The sequence below is a fragment of the Streptomyces sp. NPDC097640 genome, from assembly GCF_040302705.1.
Lineage (GTDB): Bacteria > Actinomycetota > Actinomycetes > Streptomycetales > Streptomycetaceae > Streptomyces.
This window is the reverse complement of the sequence record NZ_JBEOSB010000027.1, coordinates 147,184-169,905: the sequence shown is the minus strand read 5'-3', so window position 1 is coordinate 169,905 and position 22,722 is coordinate 147,184. Positions and strand designations below refer to the sequence as shown.

17 protein-coding genes and 3 pseudogenes are annotated in these 22,722 nt (G+C 65.7%); 10 read left to right on the top strand and 10 right to left on the bottom strand.

What is annotated here, in order from left to right; genetic code table 11:
• Positions 1 to 88 precede the first annotated feature (88 nt).
• Positions 89 to 988, top strand: a complete 900-nt coding sequence (locus tag ABTY62_RS34940) for an NADP-dependent oxidoreductase (protein WP_352133423.1) — start codon at positions 89 to 91, stop codon at positions 986 to 988.
• A gap of 82 nt (positions 989 to 1,070) precedes the next feature.
• Here the strand turns inward: ABTY62_RS34940 and ABTY62_RS34935 are convergent, their stop codons facing one another.
• Positions 1,071 to 2,543, bottom strand: a complete 1,473-nt coding sequence (locus ABTY62_RS34935; protein ID WP_352133422.1) for an MFS transporter — start codon at positions 2,541 to 2,543, stop codon at positions 1,071 to 1,073.
• A 72-nt stretch (positions 2,544 to 2,615) separates the two neighbouring features.
• Entirely contained in the window at positions 2,616 to 3,677 is a 1,062-nt protein-coding gene (locus tag ABTY62_RS34930) for an NAD(P)-dependent alcohol dehydrogenase (RefSeq protein WP_352133421.1), read from the bottom strand.
• 303 nt (positions 3,678 to 3,980) lie between these two features.
• Here ABTY62_RS34930 and ABTY62_RS34925 point away from each other — a divergent pair, with 303 nt between their 5' ends.
• From ABTY62_RS34925 to ABTY62_RS34915, 3 genes are all read left to right on the top strand, one after another.
• On the top strand, positions 3,981 to 4,868 hold the full coding sequence (locus ABTY62_RS34925) for a helix-turn-helix transcriptional regulator (RefSeq protein ID WP_352133420.1): 888 nt from the start codon (positions 3,981 to 3,983) through the stop codon (positions 4,866 to 4,868).
• A gap of 315 nt (positions 4,869 to 5,183) precedes the next feature.
• Positions 5,184 to 7,091, top strand: coding sequence for a Na+/H+ antiporter (locus ABTY62_RS34920; RefSeq protein ID WP_352133419.1), 1,908 nt, complete (start codon positions 5,184 to 5,186; stop codon positions 7,089 to 7,091).
• A 31-nt stretch (positions 7,092 to 7,122) separates the two neighbouring features.
• Positions 7,123 to 7,911, top strand: a complete 789-nt coding sequence (locus ABTY62_RS34915) for an SDR family oxidoreductase (protein ID WP_352133418.1) — start codon at positions 7,123 to 7,125, stop codon at positions 7,909 to 7,911.
• Between the two features lie 119 nt (positions 7,912 to 8,030).
• Here ABTY62_RS34915 and ABTY62_RS34910 read toward each other — a convergent pair.
• From ABTY62_RS34910 to ABTY62_RS34900, 3 genes and pseudogenes are all read right to left on the bottom strand, one after another.
• A pseudogene (locus tag ABTY62_RS34910) lies at positions 8,031 to 8,353 on the bottom strand (transposase); the annotation flags it as partial.
• Positions 8,354 to 8,509: 156 nt separating this feature from the next.
• On the bottom strand, positions 8,510 to 8,758 hold the full coding sequence (locus tag ABTY62_RS34905) for a hypothetical protein (RefSeq protein WP_352133417.1): 249 nt from the start codon (positions 8,756 to 8,758) through the stop codon (positions 8,510 to 8,512).
• A 119-nt stretch (positions 8,759 to 8,877) separates the two neighbouring features.
• A complete protein-coding gene (locus tag ABTY62_RS34900; RefSeq protein WP_352133435.1) occupies positions 8,878 to 9,204 on the bottom strand; it encodes an integrase core domain-containing protein in 327 nt (108 codons plus the stop codon).
• 175 nt (positions 9,205 to 9,379) lie between these two features.
• Between ABTY62_RS34900 and ABTY62_RS34895 the strand changes: the two are divergent.
• Positions 9,380 to 9,888: pseudogene (locus ABTY62_RS34895) on the top strand (integrase); the annotation flags it as partial.
• 156 nt (positions 9,889 to 10,044) lie between these two features.
• Here the strand turns inward: ABTY62_RS34895 and ABTY62_RS34890 are convergent.
• Together ABTY62_RS34890 and ABTY62_RS34885 are read right to left on the bottom strand one after the other, a co-directional pair.
• Complete coding sequence (locus ABTY62_RS34890) at positions 10,045 to 10,719, bottom strand: lytic polysaccharide monooxygenase auxiliary activity family 9 protein (protein ID WP_468022210.1); 675 nt, start codon at positions 10,717 to 10,719, stop codon at positions 10,045 to 10,047.
• A 211-nt stretch (positions 10,720 to 10,930) separates the two neighbouring features.
• A pseudogene (locus ABTY62_RS34885) lies at positions 10,931 to 11,516 on the bottom strand (integrase core domain-containing protein); the annotation flags it as partial.
• A 104-nt stretch (positions 11,517 to 11,620) separates the two neighbouring features.
• On the opposite strand from ABTY62_RS34885, the gene ABTY62_RS34880 reads away from it, so the two are divergent.
• Positions 11,621 to 12,712, top strand: coding sequence for an integrase core domain-containing protein (locus ABTY62_RS34880; RefSeq protein WP_352133416.1), 1,092 nt, complete (start codon positions 11,621 to 11,623; stop codon positions 12,710 to 12,712).
• A 412-nt stretch (positions 12,713 to 13,124) separates the two neighbouring features.
• Here ABTY62_RS34880 and ABTY62_RS34875 read toward each other — a convergent pair whose 3' ends face one another.
• The 3 genes from ABTY62_RS34875 to ABTY62_RS34865 form a co-directional block, all read right to left on the bottom strand.
• Positions 13,125 to 16,703 (bottom strand): nSTAND1 domain-containing NTPase, encoded by a 3,579-nt coding sequence (locus ABTY62_RS34875; protein WP_352133415.1) that lies wholly within the window; start codon positions 16,701 to 16,703, stop codon positions 13,125 to 13,127.
• A gap of 78 nt (positions 16,704 to 16,781) precedes the next feature.
• Positions 16,782 to 17,102: a CU044_2847 family protein gene (locus tag ABTY62_RS34870; RefSeq protein ID WP_352133414.1), complete on the bottom strand. Its 321-nt coding sequence runs from the start codon at positions 17,100 to 17,102 to the stop codon at positions 16,782 to 16,784.
• A gap of 152 nt (positions 17,103 to 17,254) precedes the next feature.
• The gene (locus ABTY62_RS34865) at positions 17,255 to 17,815 is read right to left on the bottom strand and encodes a hypothetical protein (RefSeq protein ID WP_352133413.1); all 561 of its coding nucleotides are present in this window, start codon (positions 17,813 to 17,815) and stop codon (positions 17,255 to 17,257) included.
• A gap of 157 nt (positions 17,816 to 17,972) precedes the next feature.
• Between ABTY62_RS34865 and ABTY62_RS34860 the strand changes: the two genes are divergently transcribed.
• From ABTY62_RS34860 to ectB, 4 genes are all read left to right on the top strand, one after another.
• On the top strand, positions 17,973 to 19,058 hold the full coding sequence (locus ABTY62_RS34860; protein ID WP_352133412.1) for an integrase core domain-containing protein: 1,086 nt from the start codon (positions 17,973 to 17,975) through the stop codon (positions 19,056 to 19,058).
• A 135-nt stretch (positions 19,059 to 19,193) separates the two neighbouring features.
• The gene (locus tag ABTY62_RS34855; protein WP_352133433.1) at positions 19,194 to 20,033 is read left to right on the top strand and encodes a tyrosine-type recombinase/integrase; all 840 of its coding nucleotides are present in this window, start codon (positions 19,194 to 19,196) and stop codon (positions 20,031 to 20,033) included.
• 181 nt (positions 20,034 to 20,214) lie between these two features.
• Entirely contained in the window at positions 20,215 to 21,330 is a 1,116-nt protein-coding gene (locus ABTY62_RS34850; protein WP_352133411.1) for an inosamine-phosphate amidinotransferase 1, read from the top strand.
• An 84-nt stretch (positions 21,331 to 21,414) separates the two neighbouring features.
• On the top strand, positions 21,415 to 22,683 hold the full coding sequence (gene ectB / locus ABTY62_RS34845) for a diaminobutyrate--2-oxoglutarate transaminase (protein ID WP_352133410.1): 1,269 nt from the start codon (positions 21,415 to 21,417) through the stop codon (positions 22,681 to 22,683).
• The last annotated feature ends 39 nt before the right edge of the window (positions 22,684 to 22,722 follow it).

Genomic DNA, 22,722 nt, shown 5'->3' with positions numbered 1-22,722 from the left:
ACTGGTGCCTGCTTTGGGTTTCCGGCCCGTACCTCCCGGTCGGCCGGACTGAGTGAGAGGACAAAGATCTGCTGTGAAGGCGTGCGGAGTGTCCGGGGCCGAGAAGGAAGCCGCCCTGCTGGAGTTGCCCGAACCGTCATCTCCCGGGCCCGGTCAGATCCTGGTGGCGGTTGAGGCGGCGGGGGTCGGCCCGTGGGACGAACTGCTGAACGGCGCCGGCTGGGACGTGGGGCTGCGCCCCCCGGCGGCGCTGGGAGTGGAGGGCGCGGGCAAGGTGCTGGCCGTCGGCGCGGGTATCACCGGGTTTGCCGTAGGCGACCGGGTGCTCGCACACGAGGCCCCGCTGCCCGGGGGAAGCGGCTTCTGGGCCGAACGCGTTCTGATCAACGCGGATCACGCGGCAGCCTGCCCACCCGGGCTGGACGCCGTGCAGGCGGCGGCGCTGCCGGTCAACGGACTCACCGCGTTGCAGGCCCTGGAGAAGCTGGACCTCAGCCGAGGACAGCGGCTCCTGATCACCAACGGAGGCGGGGCCACCGGAGCCCTGGCCATCCAGCTCGCCGCGGCCAAGGGCATCGAGGTGACCGCGACCGCGTCTGCTGCCGCCGCAGAGCGCCTGCTCGGTCTGGGAGCGATGGAAGTCGTCGACTACCACGACCCGAACTGGCCGGCCAAGGTACGCGGCGGGTTCGACGCCGCCCTCACCATCGCCACCAGCACGGCGCACGCCGCCCTGCCTTTGGTGCGGGACGGCGGCCGACTGTGCTCCCTGACCTCGGACGCGCCTCCGGAGGAACGAGGCATCACGAGTTGGGACCTCTACGTCGAGCCCAACGCCGCGCAGCTTGTCCAGCTGGCGGAGCAGGCCGTCGCGGGAACCTTGAAACTCGCACCGGAACCCCTGCCGCTGAACGAGGGACCGGCTGCGTTCGCCCAGGTGGTCACCGGACGGGCCGGCGGTAAGAAGATCGTGCTCACCCGAACATGACCCGACCGGACACCGACCGATCCCGATGCCGGGCCACGGTGCCCGCCAGGCGCGATGCCGGACCCTTCACGGACGGGGCGGGTCAGTCCACCGAGACTGAACTGACGGCCGTCTCGTGGCTCGCCTCGCCCGCACCCGCCCGCACACCTCCCGCACTGCGCCGGGCGGCGACGGATCCTGGGAAAATCACGGCGAACACGACGACCAGTGCGATCACGAGCATGCCCGCGGCCCCGGCGAGGCCGGTCTGCGTCACCTCGGCGATCCGGTTGGCCGGGCTGAGGTCGGCCCCGACGCCGGCAGTGAGCGAAACCAGGACGGCGAGCCCGATGGACAACCCCAACTGCTGGGCCATGTTGACCAGCCCCGAGGCGGCTCCGGCGTCGTCACCGGTGACGCCGTGGATGCTGTAGTCCGTCATCGGCGCGAGCGCCAGGCCCTGTCCGATACCGATGAGCGCCATAGGAATCGCCATCCCCACCACGAAAGACGTGTCAGCCTGTACGGCGCTCAGCCAGGCCATCCCCGCCAGGGTCGAGGCGATGCCGAGCGCGAGGGTCGTGAGGGCGCCAATGCGGCGGATGATGGGCGAAACCGCCATCGCGACCGCGAAATTGACCACGGTCATCGGCAGGAACCCGAGCCCCGCCTGCAGGGCGTTCCATCCCAGAACACCCTGGAAGAACTGGGTGGTGAAGTAGAAGAACCCCATGAAGGAGCCCATGAAGAGCAGCCGCACCACGTACGAACCCGAGCGGACGCCGCTGGCGAACAGCCGCAGCGGCAGGATCGGCTGCGCTGCACGCCACTCGCATAGGACGAACGCTGCGAGCAGTACTACTCCCAGAGCCAGAAGGAGGATGGTGGTGGCCGAGCCCCAGCCTGCGATACCGGACTCGATGATCCCGTAGGTCAGGAGGGTTGTGCCGAGCGTCGAGGTCACCGCGCCGAGCACATCGAACCGCCCAGGTGTCCGGGGCAGCTCGTGGACGAAGCGAGCGGTGAGGATCAGCATGGCCACGCCGATGGGCAGGTTCAGGAAAAATCCGGCCCGCCACGAGATCAGTTCCACTGCCGCGCCACCGATGACCAGCCCAGCGCTCGCGCCGATGCCGACGGTCGCCGCGTAGAGGGCGATGGCGCGGGAGCGCTCACGTCCTTCCTCGAACGTTGCCGTGAGCAGGGCAAGGGAGGTTGGGGCGATGATCGCCCCGCCCATGCCCTGCAGGGCACGCGCCACGATCACCGAGGGCGCGTCCCAAGCGATACCAACGCCCACGGACGCAACGGTGAAGATCACTAGGCCGATGATGAACAGGCGTCGGCGGCCCAGGATGTCGGCGGAGCGGGCCGCGAGCATCAGCAGACCACCGAAGACGAGGGTGTAGGCGTCCCCGACCCACGCCAGACCGGCGTCGCTGAACCCCGTCGACTCCTGGATTGCCGGCAAGCCTGTGAAGATGATCGAGTTATCCAAGATCACCATAAAGAAGCTGATGAGTACGATCGCCAGAATCGCCGTTTTGTTGACTGGCGACGTGCTGGCTTTGAGCATGGAAGGCACTGCTGTCCTTGATCGATTCTTGCGGGGCGAGGAGAGGCCGAGTCTCGGCCACGGCAGGTGAGGTCAGGCCGCCGGCGTGGAGAACGTGGAGGCGTCGATGACGAAGCGGTAGCGCACGTCGGACGCCAGCACGCGGTCGAACGCCTCATTGATCTGAGAAGCGTTGATCAGCTCGCTGTCAGCGGTGACGCCGTGCTCGGCGCAGAAGTCGAGCATCTCCTGGGTCTCGCGAATACTGCCGAACTGGGTGCCCGCATAACTGCGCCGGTTGGTGAGCAGCGAGAACACGTTCACGGATTGCGGCTCGACGGGCACGCCGGCGTTGATGAGGACACCGTCGCGCGCGACCAGCGACAGATAGGCGTCCACATCCACGGATGCGCTGACGGTGTTCAAGATGAGGTCGAAGCGGTTGGCCAGCCCGCTGAACGTCTCCGGGTCGCCCGTGGCGTAGTAGTGGTCCGCGCCCAGTCGCAGACCGTCTTCCTTCTTCCGCAGCGACTGCGACAGCACCGTGACCTCGGCGCCCATGGCCTTCGCGATCTTCACACCCAGGTGGCCCAGACCGCCGAGCCCGACGATCGCGACCTTGCTGCCTGGGCCAACCTTCCAGTGTGCCAGCGGCGAGTACACCGTAATGCCCGCGCACAGCAGCGGAGCAGCCGATGCCGGGTCGAGGGTCTCCGGGACGTGCACGACGAAGTCCTCGTTGGCCACAATCGCCTCGGAGAAGCCGCCCTGGGTGATCGAACCGTCCCGATCGGCGCCGCCGAAGACGAGCGTGTGGCCGTTCAGGCAGTACTGCTCTTCGCCGTCGAGGCAGTTGGCACACTCGCGGCAGGAGTTGACCATGCAACCGATACCGACGCGGTCGCCGATCTGGTGCCGGGTGACCTCGGCGCCGGTCTCAACGATGATTCCGACGATTTCATGACCGGGCACCAGCGGGCTGACCGGCAGCGGGCCGAAATCGCCGCGGGCGAAGTGGATGTCCGAGTGGCAGATGCCGCAGTACATGATGTCGATCCGCACGTCGTGCGGGCCTAGGTCACGGCGCTCCACCGTCGTGGGAACCAGCGGCTCCCCTGCTGCGGGCACACCGTAGGCATTGACGAAAGTAGACATTGTTTTCTCCAGTTCCGGGGGGATATCGACGCTTTGTTCCTCGCGTCTCTTCCATGGAACTGCTCTGACGGCCGCGGTGGCAGTGCCTGGTCTTCCGGGTATTGCCGTTCCGGGGTACTGCCAGCCCCCCCACCGGCGCCACCCCGGCCGCAACGTTGCTGCGGTACGGCCTCTGGCTGCCCACCATCCCTCACTGCGCCTCATGCCCACAGGCACATCGATCTTGACGACCGAGGGAGAGACCAGCATCGGGGGTAATGACGTTACCTCCCTGACTCCCAGGGCCTTGCCTACCCTGAGGTCATGGGCCAGACGAACCACCAAGCCGAGGTCCGTGAGTTTCTCAGCTCGCGGCGAGCACGCATCACCCCGGAGCAGGCAGGACTCCCCGCCTACGGCAGCAAGCGCCGCGTCAAGGGACTGCGACGGGAAGAGGTGGCAATGCTCGCCGGGGTCTCCATCGACTACTACGTGCGTTTGGAGCGGGGGAACCTCTCCGGCGCCTCCGACAGCGTGCTGCAAGCACTTGCGCAAGCCCTTCGTTTGGACGAGGCCGAGCGTGATCACCTGTTTTCCCTGGCCCGAGCCGCCGGCCCGAGCCCTCGCCGACGCACCCCGGCGGCCAAGGTGCGGCCGGCGACCCAGCAGGTACTCAACGCCATAACCGAAGCACCGGCCTGGGTGCATAACGGTCGCCATGACGTCGTCGCAGTGAACCGCCTCGCCCGCGGACTCTACGTCCCTATGTTGGCCGGCCCCCGCCGCCCCGCGAACGCCAGCCGGTTCCTCTACCTGGACCCCGCTGCCCGCGACTTCTTCGTCGACTGGGACAAAATTGCCACTGACGCGGCGGCCACACTCCGACTCGAAGCGGGTCGCAATCCGCACGACCGGGCGCTCATCGAGCTGATCGGCGAACTCTCGACACAAAGCGAAGCCTTCCGGCAGCGTTGGGCCTCACACAACGTGCAGTTCCACCGCAGCGGCCAGAAACGACTGCGCCACCCGGTCATCGGGCAGCTCGACCTGACCTTCGAATCGATGGAACTGCCCTCCGACCCCGGCCTGACACTCAACGTCTACACCGCCGCTCTCGACAGTCCCACCGCCGACGGCCTCAGGATGCTCGCCAGCTGGACAGCTACCCAGGACCTCGCCGCGGCGCAGCAGGCGGCCTCAGAACAGGCCTGACCGGCACCGTTCACATCCCGAATTGCATTTCCGCACCGCCCCCGGCCCTCAGCAGAGCGGACAGTCGGCCATGCAGCCGGCGCCTTGACGGCCACGAGGCTCTTGCACCTCGATCACTGCATCATGATCCCCGTAGTCAAGCGGTAGTCCGCTGCGCGCGCAGAAGAAGCTCCGCTGCGGCGTCCGCCCATGAACGGGGCCGACGGCCGCCGTACGACACGTCAGCCACCGAAGGCCCGTGACGCAGAACGGGGCGTCCGCCCTGTCATCATCGACGATCCCCAGTCCTGAACACCTGCCGACGGGAGAGACACAGTGCTTGGCCTTGAACTCGTCGTGGTCCTGGGCCTCGCCCTCCTGCTCGGGGAGGGCATCGGACAGCGCCTGCGCGTCGCCCCGCCCATCCTGCTACTCGTCATCGGTGTGCTGATGGGCTTCGTCCCCGCGTTGCGCGAGGTCCACTTGCCGCCGGAGGTCATACTGCTGCTGTTCCTCCCGGCACTGCTGTACTGGGAGAGCCTGAACACCTCGCTGAGGGAGATCCGCCGTGATCTGCGTGGCATCGTCCTACTCAGTACCACCCTGGTGATCGCGACCGCCGGAACCATCGCCGCCGTGGCCCACGCTCTGGGTGCGGACTGGGGGCCGGCATGGGTGCTCGGTGCCGCTGTCGCCCCGACCGACGCCACCGCTGTCGGCGTCCTCGCCAAAACGCTGCCACGCCGCAACATCACCCTGCTGCGCGCCGAAAGCCTGATCAACGACGGCACTGCACTCGTCATCTACGGCCTCGCCGTTGGCATCACCGTCGGCGAGGAGCATTTCAGTCTCCCGCACGTTTCCTGGCTGTTCCTCGCTTCCTACATTGGCGGGGCCCTGGCCGGCGCACTTGTCGCCTGGATCGCGATCCAGGCACGCCGGATCTTCGAGAACCCGCTGCTGGGCAACGTGGCGGCCATCATCACCCCGTTCGCCGCGTTCCTGCTGGCCGAGCTGATTCACGCCTCCGGGGTGCTGGCCGTCGTGGTTGCCGGGCTCATCATCAGCCAGGCCGCGCCCCGCATGGTGCAGGCGGTGACACGCCAGCAAGGCGAGGAGTTCTGGTCACTGTCCACCTTCGTGATCAACGGCTCGCTGTTCGTCCTCGTCGGCCTGGAGGCTCAGTCCGCCGCGCGAAGCCTTCACGGCGCCGCCCTCACGGACGCCCTCATCGCCGTCGGCGCGGTGACCGCAGTCGTCATCGGAGTCCGCTTCGCGTTCCTGTTCACCGTCCCCTACCTGGTCCGCCTGCTGGACCGCCGCCCGCAGCAACGGCTGCGCCGCGTGAACAACCGCGCCCGGGTCGTCAGCGCCGTGGCCGGCTTCCGCGGGGCGGTCTCGCTGGCCGTCGCCCTGGCGGTGCCGACCGTGCTGGACTCCGGAGCGCCCTTCCCCGAGCGCGACACCATCGTCTTCGTCACCTCGGGCGTCATCGTCAGCACCCTGGTGGTGCAGGGCCTGCTGCTGCCGGCCATCGTCCGCTGGGCTCGCCTGCCCCCGGACAGCTCTGTGCAGGAAGAACGGTTCCTCGCCGAGACCACCGCCACCGAAGAGGCCCTCAAGGCACTGCCCCAGATCACCACCGCCCTCGGCACCGACCCAGCGGTCGCGGAACGCACGCGACAGGAATACGAGACCCATCTGCAGGTTCTCCGAGCCAGCGGCGGGGAGGCCGACGACGACGTGCTGCGCCACGACCAGCACTACACCGCGCTACGACTCGAACTCCTCGCCCGTAAACGCGCCACCGTCGTGCGGCTGCGAGACCAGGGCCGCATCGACGACACCGTGCTCCGCCAAGTGCAGCGGCGCCTCGACATCGAAGAAGTACGTTTGTCTCGGTCGCAGTCGGCCGAATCACCGTGCCCGGCACACGCGCCGCCTCGGCCGCGAAAACGACAGCGCGCCCGGCACCGGTTGCACGGTGACTCCTGTTCGCTGTGCGGCACCTTGTGCGCGGCAGCAGACCGGCCGGTCCGGGGAACGGTGTTCCAGGTAATGACAGCACTCCCCAGGGCTGCAGACACCCACCCCGCGGGTTGCGAGACTGGAAACTGCTGCCGGAGAGACCTCAGCGGTGATCTCCGAGGTATCGGTGGGAGATCAACCCCGCGTTTCCCCCCCGGCCGGACCGTAGCGGGCAGACGACACTCCCTGCTCGACGGCCCCTTTTCGAGTCGGTGAGCAGCAATCGCCACAGCAGAAAGAAGGAACGATGACGAACACCCCCATGACTGTGCTGGTGGTCGGCGCCACCGGCAGCATCGGACGCCTCGTGGTCGCCGAGGCGATCGCCCAGGGACACACCACCCGCGCACTGGTGCGCACCCCGTCCAAAGCCGAGCAGCTTCCCCCACAAGCGCAGATCGTCGTCGGCGACGTCACAGCCCCCTACACCCTGCCGCAGGCAGTCGCCGGCGTCGACGCCATCGTGCTTGCGCTCGGATCGGATGGGACCGGCCGTTCAGGTCCCGAGGGCGTCGACTACGGAGGCGTCCGCAACATCCTGACCGCACTGGGCGCCCGGACAGCCCGGATCGCGCTGATGACCTCCATCGGTGTGACCACCCGCACCAGCTCGTACGGCCACCTTCTCGAATGGAAGCGCCGCTCCGAACGCCTCGTCCGTGCCAGCGGCCTACCCTACACCATCGTCCGGCCCGGCTGGTTCGACATGAACGGCCCTGACGAGCACCGCCTCACCTTTCTGCAAGGAGACACGCGCCGCTCCGGCGGCCCCAGCGACGGCGTCATCGACCGACGCCAGATCGCCGAAATCCTCGTCGACTCCCTGACCTCCCCCCACGCGGTACGCCGGACATTCGAGCTCGTCGCCGAAGCCGGCCCCGCCCCGGCGGACCTTGAGCCGCTTTTCGCCGCACTGGAACAGGATGCGCCCGACGCATTGGATGCCGTACGCGACGAGGCCAACATGCCGATACAGGACGAACCACAACAGGTCCGCGACGATCTGCACGACCTCACCGTCCGCCGTGCCATGTAGCAGCAAGACAACTGGGTGATCGCGGCCAGGGAGCCAACGGTCCAGTTGACGATCAGCGAAGACCAGGACTTCGCAGCGCAGCCGGTAGTAGAGCCGGGCCGCACGGCTCCGTCTCCGCGAAGGGTCTCGTAGTCGCGGGCGAGGCGCCGGTGAAGCATCAGCCAGTTGTACGTCCGCTCCACCGTCCACCGCTTCGGCATAGGGGTGAATCCCCTGACCCCGGGGGTGCGGGTGACGATTTCCATGTCGATGCCGAGGGTGGCGGCGTGCTCAACGAAGTGCTTGCGGTAGCCGCCGTCGACCCAGACCTTGCGCAGGCCGGGGTGGGCTGCGGCCACCTGGTCGAGCAGGTGGGTGCCGGCTGCCGAGTCCTGGACGCTGGCTGCGGTGACCAGCACCGCGAGGAGGAGGCGAGCGTGTCCGTGACGATGCTCCGCTTGCGGCTCCACGCGCGCGAAATCGTCGCTCACGACCCGTCAGCGTTTCATGAAGCGTTTCAAACTGTCGAGCCGTTTGCAACAACCCATGAAACGAGAAACGCCCTGCACGGCGGTCCACGGTCCGCGTCTTTCACAGGCGACCACTCATGAAACAGGCCTCACTGGACTGTCCGGCTTCCGGGCCCGGGGCGATGGAACGCCAGCCGGTGAAAGGCCTGAGCCGGCATCAAGGCCACCAGGAAGTCGACGTAGGCCTCCAGCTCGTCCAAGGCGCCCGGGTTCTCCAGGCACACCACGATGCGCGGACCGTCGCTGCTGTCGCGCACCGCTCCGGCCTCGATCACCTTGCTCCCCCACCGCTCCCACATCGGGTGCGCCTCCATGCGTTCCACGTTGGCGTAGGGCATCGGGAAGTCCTGCCACGCGCCGAGCCTTTCCGTCGCTAGCGTGCCGGTATGCAGTGCGTGAGCCAGCCTCGCGGACTCCACCGCAGCGATCTGAACCCTGAAGGGTGTCAATATTCCGATCAGGCTGCTGAGCTGGGCGTTTCCTGCGGATGGTGAGGCAGTCGGGATGGCGTGGCGTGGTACTCATTGAGCAGTCCGCCGAGTACCTGGCGGCGCCTGACTGTGGTGGCGGGCACGGGGATGATGTTCGGGTCGTCGTCGGGAGCTCGTAGGCCAAGGCTTCGGTGGGCCCGTCCCGTGTTGTAGTGCTCGAGGTACTGGTTGAGGACCGTACGCAGGTGTCGTTCGCCGGTGATGAGGAGCCGGTCGGTGCATTCGGCACGGGCTGTGCGTATCCATCGTTCGGCGAACGCATTGGACCGTGGGCTCTGCGGAGGCGTCGGGATGACGGCTGTGCCGTTGCCGGCGAAGACGGCGTCGAACGCGGCAGTGAACTCGCTGTTGCGGGTGCCGATAAATCATCCACGCAGGTCGGGAGCCTGATCACGGATCTTCGGTTCTCCTCGACATTCGCCCAAGTGTCTTCACCTGCGCAGGGCCCCGGCGGCATCATGGGCTGTCGTGCTGCTGCGCCTGGCCTACCTCGCGCTACCAACGCCCTGGCGTTCCTACGCCTCCTGCCGATGAGCGACAGAGACAAGGACATCGAGATCCTCGTACTCCGGCACCAACTACTGTTCCTACAGCGTCAGGCCGGCAAGCCGACCCTCACCGACAGCGACCGTGCCATCCTCGCCGGCCTGATCCACCACCTCCCCAAAGGCAGACTGCGGCACCTTCTGCTGCTGGTCCGCCCCGACACGGTGTTGCGCCGGCATCGCGACCTGCTCAAGCGGCGCCATGCCGCATCCTGCGTACCCAGGCGACGCGGACGCCCACGCACCATCCGATCGATACGCGCCCTGGTCCTACGCCTGGCCAGGGAGAACACCTCATGGGAATATCGACGGATCCACGGCGAACTCGCAGCGCTGGGAATCAAGATCGCCGCCTCCACGGTCTGGGAGTCTCAATGGCCGTTGAGTGCTGGAGTCGTACGACGAGACGGTGGGGAGCCGGCTACCGTGCGACTGCCGTGCGATCGGGCGCGTTCACACCAGGAGCGAAGGGAGCCCCGTCGGGGCAGGGTGACCAAATGGGTCCCCTGCCCCGACGGAGCTCGGTCGGCCGGGCGGCGGGTTACCGGCGCCCGGCAGAGACCGGTGCCGTGTGCGGCGCTCCCCTGCTCAGCCGAAGTTCACGTCGCTGCACCACATGTAGGCCTGGTCGAGGTGCGAGGCCTGCCAGATCACGAACAGGATGTGGTGTCCGGTGTAGCCGGAGGTGCTGACGTTGAACGTGTAGTCCGTCGCCGGGCCGAAGCGGCCGGTCTGCGTGATGAAGTCGAGGTTGCCCCAGCCCAGGGTCTGGGTCTTGGGGTCGAAGCCCTGCTTGCTCACGTAGGCTGTGAAGTAGTCGGCACCGTGGGACGCCTGGTCGTGCACGTGGACCGAGAAGTTGTTGCCGACGGTGGTCGTCTTCCACTGCCCGGGCTTGTTCAGGCTGGCGTTCCTCGAGAGGTTGTTGCTGCAGAGCGTCCCGTCGGGGGTCTGCGACTGGAACTGGCCACCGAGGCCGTCGCGGAGCGCGCTCATCCAGTTCCACATGGTGTCGGGGTTGGCCTGGAAGGCCTGCCAACACATGGGGTCTTCGGTCTGCATGGCCGGGTTCATGTGGTCGTTACCCCACCTTTCCCAGCAGTGGTACGCGCGGGAGGCGGGGCCGACGACGGAGCCGTGAGCCTGGGCGGGGGCCGACCAGGTCAGTGCGCCGACAACCACGGCGAACAGCATGGCGAGCGCCTGGAGAGGTCGGCGGAGGGCCGACCGGGAACGCCCGGTTAATGGGCTCTGTTTGCGCATGTGGGGGGAACTCCTTCCAGATGAAAGGCACCATGGGAGCGCTCCCAACGTACGACTTCTAAGTGAAATGTCAATGAAACAAACGGAGTTGATTACAGGGGGGCGGCGAGCAGGGAATCTGCCGTGAGCCGGGAGTCACGGGGGGGGCTTCGGCGACTTCGGTGGCACGACAGTCAGAACCCTGTGCCGTTCGGAAGGTCGTCGCCCCCGGTCAGGCCGCGTATCTGTACTCGTTGCCGGAGTATTCGAGTGCGTAGAAGCCGATGAGCGGACGGGGCGATCACGGACGTCGGTTGCTCCTGGACGTGGGGAGGGAGCTGTCCGCGAGCCTGACGGGGGCGATGACCGTTGTAGTGCCGGGCATAGGCATCGAGGACCTGCCAAGCGTGCGTCTCGTTCCAGATCAACAGGTGATCAAGGGCCTCGCGCCGCAGGGTTCCAATGATCCGTTCGCAGTGCGCGTTCATCCGAGGGGCCCGCGGCGCGCTCCTCAGGACCCGGATATCGTTGGCAGCGAAGACCGCATCGAAGGACTCCGTGTACTTCGCGTCTCGGTCGCGGAGCAAGAAACGCAGCGAGTCCACCCGCACGCCCAGCTCGAAGGCGAGGGTTCTCGCCTGCTGCACCATCCAGGGCCCGGTGGGATGGGCCGTCACTCCGGCGATGTGCAGTCGGCGTGTGCCGTGTTCGAGGAACACCAGCGCGTACACCCGGCGCAGATCGGCCAAGTCGATGTGGACGAAGTCGCAGGCGATGATGCCCTCGGCTTGCACAGTCAAGAACTCTGCGGGTGCCGGTAAATCATCCACGCAGGTGAGAGCTTGATCAGAGATCTTCGGCGACCGACACGTGCCCTGGCGTCTTCACCTGCCCCCCGGCCCCGGCGGCATCATGATCTGTCGTGCTGCTTCGCCTGGCCTACCTCGCCGCAACCAACGCCCTTGCGTTCCTGCGCCTCCTGCCGATGGGCGACAGGGAGAAGGACATCGAGATTCTCGTGCTCCGGCACCAACTGCTTGTCTTACTGCGCCAGGTCGGCAAGCCGACCTTCACCGACAGTGATCGCGCTGTCCTCTCCGGCCTGCTCCACCACCTCCCCAAAGACAGACTGCGGCACCTTCTGCTGCTGGTCCGCCCCGACACGGTCTTGCGCTGGCATCGCGACATGCTCCGGCGACGCCATGCCGCGACCTGCGTACCCAGGCGACGTGGACGCCCACGCACCATCCGATCGATACACGCCCTGGTCCTTCGCCTGGCCAGGGAGAATGCCTCGTGGGGATATCGCCGGATCCACGGCGAACTCGCGGCGTTGGGGATCAAGGTCGCTGCCGCCACCGTCTGGGAGATTCTCCGCGAGCACGGCATCCCACCCGCACCCGCACGGCAGACCACGACTTGGGCCAGCTTCCTGCGCAGTCAGGCCGAGGCACTCCTGGCCTGCGACCTCTTTGAAGTCCGCACGCTGACCGGGGCGCGCCTGTATGTCTTCGCCGCCATCGAGCACACTACCCGGCGGATCCGGATCCTCGGTGCCACCACACACCCCACCGGGGACTGGATCGTGCAGCTCGGACGCAACCTCCTCATGGACCTTGAGGACGCAGCCAGCAAGGCGAAGTTCCTGATCCGAGACCGCGACTCAAAGTTCACAGGCGCCTTCGACACCCTGATGACCGATGCCGGTCTCAAAGTCGTCACCACCGGCATTCGGATACCGCGGATGAACTCCATTATGGAACGCTGGATACAGACGTGCCGCACCGAACTTCTGGACCAGACCTTGATCTGGAACCAGCGACATCTCCTCCATGCCCTGCGCGAGTACGAGTCCTTCTATAACGAGCACCGCCCGCACAGGGCCATGGAGCATGCCGCCCCATGCCCGCCACTACCCGCACCCATCGCCCAACAAGCCCAGCTCGCCCACCTGAAAATCGACCGACGAGACCGACTCGGCGGAACCCTCCACGAATACCAGCACGCAGCCTGAGCTGCGCGGATGATTTATCGGCACCCGCACTGCCGCGCACGACCTGCCCTCGATGTACTGGTTTACCCAAGGCGTTATGCGGTCTGTCAAGCCGTCCCAGCCCGTGCGTCTCAAGGACCCACTGCTGCTTGGCCGCATGACAGAGAGCAGTGGAACGTAGCAACGTGCCGAGTGGAACGTATAAAACGCCGCGTAGCACTCTTCCAGAGCGATGCGCAGGCAGTCGTCGAAGAACGGCATCCAGGAGAGCGCGTCAACGTGGTTGAGGCGGGCCCATACGGACAGGTCCCGTCCGCGATCTTCCTGAGTATCTCAAGACGGCGCCACGCAGGCCCTCTCGTATTCGACTGTCGTCAGTTCCCGGTGGGACGCACCTGTTGGTTCACTTCTCAGCGCGATTTCGGTCATCGGCTCAGGGCGGGCATTGCCGACTGGTCGGCTGGCCCGGAAGATACTCTGCCTGTTCCCTTGTGGTGAGGTTCCGTCCGACTGCTTCACAAATCTTTTTGATCGCCTGCGTTTGGTCGGGCAGGTCTACATCCCACAGCCGCACCGTGCCGTCATAGCTCGCGGTGGCGAGGGTGCCGCCGTCCGGACTGAACGCCACCGACGACACATAGCGTCTGTGTCCGATGAGGACTCTACGGATATGGCCAGTGCCCAGATCCCACAGCCGCACCGTGCCGTCATAGCTGCCAGTGGCCAGAGTGTGACCGTCCGGACTAAATGCCAGGGGCACACCCAAGACGGGGTAGCCGGCGAGGGTGGTGCGGATACGACCGGTGCTCACATCCCATATCCGCACCGTGCTGTCGTTGCTACCCATTGCCAAAGCACGGCCGTCCGGACTGAACGCCACCGACACGCCATTAAAACCTGCGCGGCCGGTAAGGACCGTGCGGGCCTGGCTGCTGGCCACATCCCACAACTTGACCGTGCCGCTGTCGTTGCCAATGGCCAGGCTGCTGCCGTCTGGGCTGAATGCCACCGAGGCTACAACGCCGTCGGCGGTGAAGGTGGTGCGGGTGCGGCCGGTGGCCACATCCCACAATTTCACCGTGTCGTAGGAATCATCCACGCCGACCAAGCTGCGACCGTCCGGGCTGAATATTACTGGCACATCTGAGCTGCTAACGGCGGTGATGGTGGTGCGGGTGCGGCCGGTTGCCACGTCCCACAAACGCACCTTCCCGTCCACGCCGCCTGTGACGAGGGTGCGGTTATCCGGACTAAATGCCACCGACAGCACATCATTGGCGTGCCCGACGAGGCGTGCACGGGAATGTCCAGTGTTTGCGTCCCACAGCTCTACGGTGCCGTCGTCGCCTCGAGTGGCGATGGTGCGGCCGTTCGGGCTAAACGCCACCGAGGACACGTAGGCGTCAGACGAGTCGGTGTGATGGGTGAGGAAGGCTCGCCTGGTTGCGCCGGTGACCGCATCCCGCAGCTCTACGGTGCCATCGTCTCTGCCGGTGGCCAGGATTCGGCCGTCCGGGCTGAACGCCACCGAGGACACGCCACGGTGTGGGTCGGTCTCGCTGGTGAAGGTGCGGCGGGCACGGCCGGTGGCCACGTCCCACCGCTCTATGGTGGTGTCGTCACCGCCGGTGGCCAGGATGCGGCCGTCCGGACTGAGCGCCATCGGACCGTCAACGCTGGTGGCAGTAATCCGGCGTTTGAGGGGGAGGGCAGCGGCTGCGTAGAGGCTTTCGCTGGCTTCCTGCGTGTGGCTAGTGCGGTAAGCCTCGATGGCGATCAGGGAAGCTAGGTCGGGGTCAGTGTCGATGAGGGCGCTGGACTGGGCGGCGAGTTGTCGAGACAGAGCCCGTTTTTGTGCCTCGACGGCTGTCTGACGTTGCCAGAAGGCCAGACCGGCGGCGATGAGGGCTCCGATGAGCGCGCCAGCCAGGATGGTGTTGAGGCGTCTGGTGCGGCGCAGAGCGGCTTGTTGGCTGCGCTGACTGGCGTCGACGAACTCCGCGATCTCGCCGGGTAGTCCGCGTTTTCGGGACCAGTCCACTCCGTCGGCGAGATCGGTGCCATGCAGCAGGTCGTCAGGGTCGTGGCGTTGACGCCAACGGGTGTGTTGTCCCTCGGCGCGGGTAAGCCAGGTGTGGAACTTGTGGTCCAAAGCCACCCACTCACGTAGATCGCCCCAGTCCCTGATGAGGATGTCGTGGATGAGTTCGGCGACCCGACCGGTGGGGGGAGGCCCGGGGTCACGCGCGTGAGTGGTGATGATCCGGTGGCCAACGAGTGCATCCAATACTGCATCAGCAGTGTCGCCGGCGGCCGGATCCGCCTGGTCGTTCGTATCGGTGGCGAGGTCGCGCAGCGTGTCGAGGTGGACTTGCTGACGGGTAGGAGGGACTTGGCGAGCGAGGTCGGCCGGGCGTACCAGGGCAGTGAGGATGTGGCGGGCTATGGCCCGGTGGCTTGATGAAGGCAGGTCATTGACGGCGTCGTTACACCAACGGGTGAGGGCTCCGGTGATCTGACCGACGCGTTCGTAGGCGGCATGAGTAAGAAGACCATCAGGACAGCGTTCAGGCTCACACATTTGCTGCATCGTCAGTTGCAGGGGCGTGAGCAGGGTCGCGGGCGCTGTTCCGGTAGCGGCCTGCGGATCGGCAGCCAGAACGTCGCTGATGATGCGCTCGGTCAGTCTCCGTTCGAGCCGTAGGCCGACGGCTCGGGCGGGTCCGGTGATGATGGCGCGCAGGTCTTTTCTGCTCAACGTGGCGGGCACATTGAGCAGGCCGGGAGTGGCGACCTCCAGAAGTTCCGGGGCCTGGGCGGCGAGGTGCGGATAGAGGTCATCCCGCATGATCAGGATGACCGTGGCCGCCACCGGGGCCTTGACCAACGACGTCAATTGCTCGAACACCGCCGGCGCGTGGCCCGTCGAGTCCGTTTCGCCCTGCTGTCGTGTCTGCGTGGGCTGAGAGCTTCCGAAGCGGGCAAGGAGCTCTTCGAATTGGTCGATGACAAGCAGGAGACGCTCACAGGTCGGGTCGGCCGCCAAGCGGTACTGCGCGGCGGCGACGAGGCCGCCGGTGGCGGCACCCGCCAGGCCCTGCCGTTCCAGCTCAACCGCCAGGTCCTCTCCGGGGCGGGGAACCAGGATGGCTTGCCACCGGTCGCTGCCAGGCAGCTCTGCACGTTCAGGGAGTTCAGGCAGAACGCCGGCCTGGATCAATGAGGACTTACCCGAACCTGACGGGCCCAGGAGCAGCAGGATGCGGCGCTGTCCGGCCAGCGCCGCCACCACGGCGTCCTTGGCAGTGTCGCGGCCATGGAACCAGGCAGCATGCTCGGCAGCGAGGGGCTCCAGGCCGAGATACGGACACACCTCACGCACGGCCAGGTCAGGCCACACCCGACGCAGGACCTGCGTGGGAGTCGCGTAGGCGATGTCCTGCCCCCGTAAGTGCTCGTCGGGCGCGGTGATGGCGGTGACCATGCCGATCACCAGACCAGTGACGTCGTCGACGACCGGCCCACCGCTGAATCCCCGGGTTAGATCGTTGGCCGCGGTCAGCTGCAACAACAGCCTTTCGCCGTCGTTATCCACGTCATCGTCGCCAGGGTCGCCATCACCACTGATGGGCAAGAGGTCGCCGGACAGTGCGAAGCCGAAGTGTCCGCTGGGAGGCGCCTGGCTGGGGAAACCAAAGCACCGCACCCTGCGGTCCTGGCGCCTGGCAGCGGATCCCAGCTCCAAGGAAGGCACCGCTGGCGGTGTGACCCGCAGCCGGATCACCGCGACATCATCATTCTCTGGAGCCCGCCACGGCTCGGCAAGCACCTCCCCTTCGGCCTGCGGAGCCCCCGGCGCCTGCGGAAACTTGAGCCGCAGGACGTCGCCTTGCCCGTACCCGGCGTCCCGCACCACATGCGCGCAAGTGAACACCAAGTCCTCAGCGATCAGGAAAGCCGCTCCGGCCACCTCATCCTCTACGGACAGCACTTGTGCCACCGCTGCCGGCATGCTGGAACTGGATTCATGGCTGGGACGCGAGGCTGCTTTATCCGCCGACACGCCGCAAGTACTCCTCGATCCGGGGAATCAGCGGGTCTCGTCGTTGGACTCGCGCTGCCAGGCAACGGTCACCTTCAGGTGACAACTAGCCTCACTTCGGGCAATTACCGCACCCGCCTGAGTTGCGAGGTCCACCCCAAACTCGATCTCCACCGAGTCCGGCCCCGCCTCCCGCAACTGCTGCACCGCCGTCCGAGCCATCTCCGTGACCGGACGCAGGGCGGCCTGCACACTCAGCGGAAGCTCACGAATCGCATCGCCGACTCGCCCAGCTTTCACCGGCCCCTCGGACACATCCGGCGCTTCGACCAAGATCGAGCCGCCATCTTCCAGCGCAAGACTACGCACTAGACCAACCCACTCCCCGTTGAAATCCAGCTACTACAAGGTTATCTGGTCTCACATCAGATAATTCGCCGCTTGCTACAACCTGGGCGGCCCTTCCTACGACGGATAGTCACACCGCCGAAGAGGGTGCGAACCGCAGGTGATGCGCCCGGTCAGGGCATAGGAAGGCTCGGGGCCGGCAGGATCGCGACGTTCTCTCCCAGATGACGCAGCCGTTCGAGGAGACGGGCGGTGCGCGTCTCCAGTTCGGCGTTGCGCAAGGCTAGGACCTGGATCTGGTTGGCGTAGGTGGCCACGGTGTCCTTCAGCTCCCGGATCTCGGCAGCGTGCCCGCTGCGAAGCTTGCGCTCCGCCTTCTTCAGTCGGGATACCTCCGCTCGCAGCTCCTCAGGTTCCGGGCGGCGGGTCTGCGGCGCTTCCAGGATCTCCTTCACCGCCTGTGCCACCGGCGAGCGGTAGCAGGAGGCGCGGGAGACGCCGGCCTCGGTGCACAGGTTCACGATCGTGATCTTGCCGTCGGTGAGTTCGGGCAGCCCGTGCATCAGCCGCTCGAACCCCTCTATCAACGCGCGGACGGAAGACAGTGCGCCGACGGCCGCACTGTGCCAACCGCCACGCCCGAAGTCCTGCTGCCCAGCGAGACAACGAAGGATGCCCAATTGCTCGCGCTGCGCCGCGAGAACGCATTCTGGCCAAAGGCGCTGCCGGGTCACGAGGCCCCCATGGCACCAGACACTGCAAGTGCCGATAAACCCATCCGCGCAAGTCAGACGCTCGCGCGTGCTGTCTAGCCTGTGCCGTTCGGAAACTCATCGCTGCTGCTCGGAGCGGGTCTGGCGTTCCATCACGGTCTGCTGAAACCCTGCCCGGGTGTTCGTCTCTCTGGTGTATCAGGTGGCTCGGAAGCCGCTCGCGTTCCCGGCGTTGCTATTGCGTCGGGACGCGGCCAAGGACGCGGAACTGCTTGTGCTGCGACACGAGAACAAGGTGCTGCGCAGGCAGCTCACGAGGCCTGTGCGCTACGAGCCGGCGGATCGGCTGTGGTTCGCGGCACTGTCGTCGCTGATCCCCCGGTACCGGTGGGCGAACGCGTTCCCGGTGACGCCCACGACGCTGCTCGCATGGCACCGCAGGCTGATCGCTCGGAAATGGGACTACAGCAAGCGCCGGGCCAGGCCCGGGAGACCGCCGACCGCGCGTGTGGTGAAGGCGCTGGTGCTGCGGCTGGCCAAGGAGAATCCGCGGTGGGGCTGCCGACGGATCCAGGGCGAACTCATCCGGCTCGGACACCCGGTCGGCTCGACGACGGTCTGGGAGATCCTCACAGCGGCAGGCATCGATCCAGCCCCACGCCGAGGAGGCCCGACATGGCGCGAGTTCCTGACCACGCAAGCCGAGTCCATCATCGCCTGCGACTTCCTGCACGTCGACCTGATCGACCTGCGCCGCGTGTACGCGCTGGTGTTCCTCGAGCACGACACACGCCGACTACACATCGCCGGCGTGACAGCCCATCCCACCGGACCCTGGGCGGTGCAACAGGCAAGAAACCTCGCCATCGAGCTGGGCGTGCATGTGGACACGCTGCGCTTCCTGATTCGCGACCGGGACGCGAAGTACACCGAGTCCTTCGACGCAGTCTTCGCGGCCGATGACATCGAGGTCGTGCCGACAGCGCCTCGAACGCCCCGGATGAACGCGCAATGCGAACGGGTCATCGGAACCCTGCGGCGCGAGGTCCTCGACCACCTGCTCATATGGAACGAAACCCATGCCCGACAGATCCTCGACTCCTACGCCCAGCACTACAACCGTCATCGCCCACACCAAGCCCGGGCACAGCTCCCTCCCCTCGCCCACGAACACCCGAAGCCCATGAGCGATCCGACTACTCACCGGCTCCTGCACACCCGAATACTCGGCGGCGTGATCAACGAGTACAGATACGCCGCCTGACCAGCAGCGACGAGTTTCCGAACGGCACACGTGGCCAAGTGACCGTCTACCGGTGCCTGGCCACGCTCTCCAGCGCCCTGGGCGACGCCGTCCCGCCAGCACCGCCTCACCCACAACCCCGCACGCCCCGCCGTCCTGCCCCGACCACCCACTGCCGAGCGACGGATCTGGACGGCCGAGGAAGCAGCCCGCTTCCTGCGCTACTGCCACCGCACCGACCCACTCATCGCGGATCTGTGCGAACTCCTGATCGGCACTGGCATGCGCAAAGGGGAAGCGCTCGCCCTCCACTGGCACGACGTGCACATCAACGAAGGCGTGCTCTACGTCCGTTACACCCTCTCGGCCATCAACAACGCCCGCCTGGTCATCACCTCACCCAAGACCCGCAGCAGCAAGAACTGGGTCGCCATCTCCCCGCGCGTGGCAGTCGCTCTCACACGCCGCGCAGCCGAAGCCCCGCACTCAGCTCTGTTTGACCGCTCCGACGATCCGTTCACCGGACTGGTCTTCTGCCGACCCGACGGCCGCCCGCTACGGCCTCAGACCGTCCTGGACCGCTTCCGCCGACGCGCCAAGGAAGCCGGAGTCCCCCGCATCACCCTGCACGACCTGCGACACCTCGCCGCCACCCTCTCCATCACCGCGGGCACCCCGCTCACCGTGGTCTCCAAAACCCTGCGGCACTCCACCCTCTCCACCACCGCCAACCTCTACAGCCACCTCCCCCAGCAAGCCGCCCACGACGCCGTGGACGCCATCGACACCGCGCTGACCCAAGCCGACCCCACCGCCGATTGCCATCCGCACTGGCCAGCCTGGCTGCGACCACGCCGCAACCACGCGAACGGACACCGGGCACGCCTCACGCTGCCCTACTTCGCCGCCCTGGCCGCCAGTTCCCCAGGTCAACGACCATACGGCAATAGAGACACCCTTCAGGCCTCCTCGCGGCAGGCCGACGTGCGCGAATAGACAAGCAATCTGCGCGGATATCCAATGCCCGGGCCGTGCGGCCGGGGCATCCTCGACATGAAAAACGAACGGCGCTTCAAATAGGCGCGATCAATTCGCCACTCAGCGCTGTTGCGATGGAAAAGGACGACTGAACCGGTTCATGCACGCAAAAGAACCATGTCCACTAGGAGTAACGTCGATGAACAACACCGCCCACAGCGAGTTGTCCATGGCTTCTTCTCCGTCGAGCGCCGAAGAAGAAGCCCTCTCGGGCGTATGGAGCTGCAACGAATGGGACCCGCTGGCGGAGGTTATCGTCGGAAACCCCCTCGGAGCACGGCTTCCCCATTCCGACAAGAGCACACATCTCGCGGAGTTCGCCGGCTACTCGGTCGACAAAATTCCTACCGGCGCTTTCCCGGATCAGGTTATCGAGGAAGCCGAAGAAGATCTTGTCGCGATGGTCAAGTCACTGGAAGATCTCGATATCGTTGTCAAGAGGCCGGACACCTGGCCGCATGACGAGGTCGTATCCACCCCCTTTTGGTCCACGAAGGGGTACTACAATTACTGCCCTCGAGACATCTTTCTAGTCCTGGGAAACCAGATCATCGAGACGCCGAACGTCATCCGTGGCCGCCTCCTTGAGGCGCACAGTTACCGCAAGATATTGATCGAGTACTTCAAGGACGGCGCGAAATGGTACAGCGCACCGAAACCGATGCTGCTGGACACTCTCTTCGAGGTGGATCACGAGCTTCCAATTCCCAGAGAGGACGAGCCAGTCTTCGACGCCGCCAACGTACTGCGGTTCGGCCGGGACCTTGTATATTTGATCAGCTCGACCGGCAACGAATTGGGCGCACAATGGCTTCAGACGACCCTGGGCGACGAGTTCAAGGTTCACGTATGCCGGATCAACTATCACGGCAGTCATATTGATACGTCCGTGGTTGCGCTGAGGCCCGGGTTGCTGCTGTGCAATCCGGAAAGAGTAACACGAGAGATGCTGCCGTCGATCTTCGATAAGTGGAAGATCATCTACAGTCCGCCGATGACCGGCACCGACCGGTTCGACAGCGACTATCTGTCGCGCTCCATCGGGAGCAGCTGGATCGACATGAACCTCTTCAGCGTGCGCCCCGACCTCGTCGTCGTGGACCGGGATCAGCTTCCCCTGATCAAGCTTATCGAAGATCAGGGCATCGATGTCCTGCCGTTGAAGCTTCGCCATTCACGGATGATGGGCGGCGGCTTCCATTGTGCGACCCTGGACACCAAGCGCAGAGGCAGTCTGGAGAACTACTTCGAGTGATCAAGCGCGTAAAGCCGCGCTCATCGCGGGCGAACCGGTGCGGCGCGCAGACGCGCTGGCACAGCGTAAATGGGGGTATTGCGTTTGAACAACACCGATGTTCAGCGAAGCCTGTACGAGAAACACGAATCTCAAGTGCGATCGTACTGTCGCCTGATTCCCTACGAACTCACCAAGGCGACGAATTCCTACGTGCACACTTCCGCAGGCACCCGATACATCGACTTCTTTTCCGGATGCGGAGCGTTAAACTACGGCCACAATGATCCGGACATGCGGAACGCTCTGATCGAGTACATAGCCGGCAACGGCATCGCCCACTCATTGGACTTTTACTCGGAGTCGAAAGGCGCGTTCATCAAGGAATTCGCCGACAAGATACTCCGACCCCGCAGCCTGGACTACAAGATCCAATTCACCGGACCGACTGGCACAAACGCAGTCGAGGCGGCACTGAAGCTGGCGCGAAAAATAACTGGCAGACTCAATGTGGTCGCGTTTACGAACAGCTTCCACGGCGTCTCGCTCGGGTCGCTCTCGGCAACTGGCAATCAGCACCACCGCAACGTCGCTGGCATCGCGTTGAGCGGAGTTTCCCGCGCGCCATATGCTGACTACTTCGGCAGGGAGGTCGATACTCTTCCCTGGCTCGAGCAGATGCTGTCCGACCCTTCGAGCGGAATTGACCCGCCAGCCGCGATCATTGTGGAGACGGTGCAAGGCGAGGGGGGACTGAACTGCGCCTCCGCCGAATGGCTGCGTCGGCTCAGGGCTCTCGCGACCAGGCACGGCGCACTGCTGATCGTCGATGATGTCCAGGCCGGATGCGGCAGGACCGGCAGCTTCTTCAGCTTCGAGTTCTCGGAAATCGTCCCAGACATCGTGGTCCTGGCCAAATCGCTTTCCGGGTTCGGGATTCCGCTGGCCGCGGTCCTCATACGCCCGGAACATGACGTGTGGCAGGCCGCCGAGCACAACGGAACATTCCGGGGGAACAACCACGCATTTGTCACCGCACGGCTGGCTGTCGCCAAGTTTTGGTCAGATGGCGATTTCTCCGCCTCGATCGAATCGAAGTCCCGAGCAGTCGGAGCTGTGCTCGACTCGTTGCAGCATCGTACCGGCCGGCTGCGCAAGGGCCGGGGTTTGATGCAGGGGCTGAGGTGCCTGAAGGCAGAATCTGCCGCCAAGATCCAGGAGCGCTGCCTGGAAGCAGGCCTGCTGCTCGAGAGGTCCGGACCTCATGACGAAGTTCTGAAGCTGATGCCTCCCTTGACCATAGAGGACGAGGTCCTCGAGGAAGGGCTTTCACGGTTCTCCGAGGCAGTCTTGTCCGTGCGAGACGACTCGTGAGGCGCTGCCTGGCAACTCCAGCCGCACTGCACGTATTCG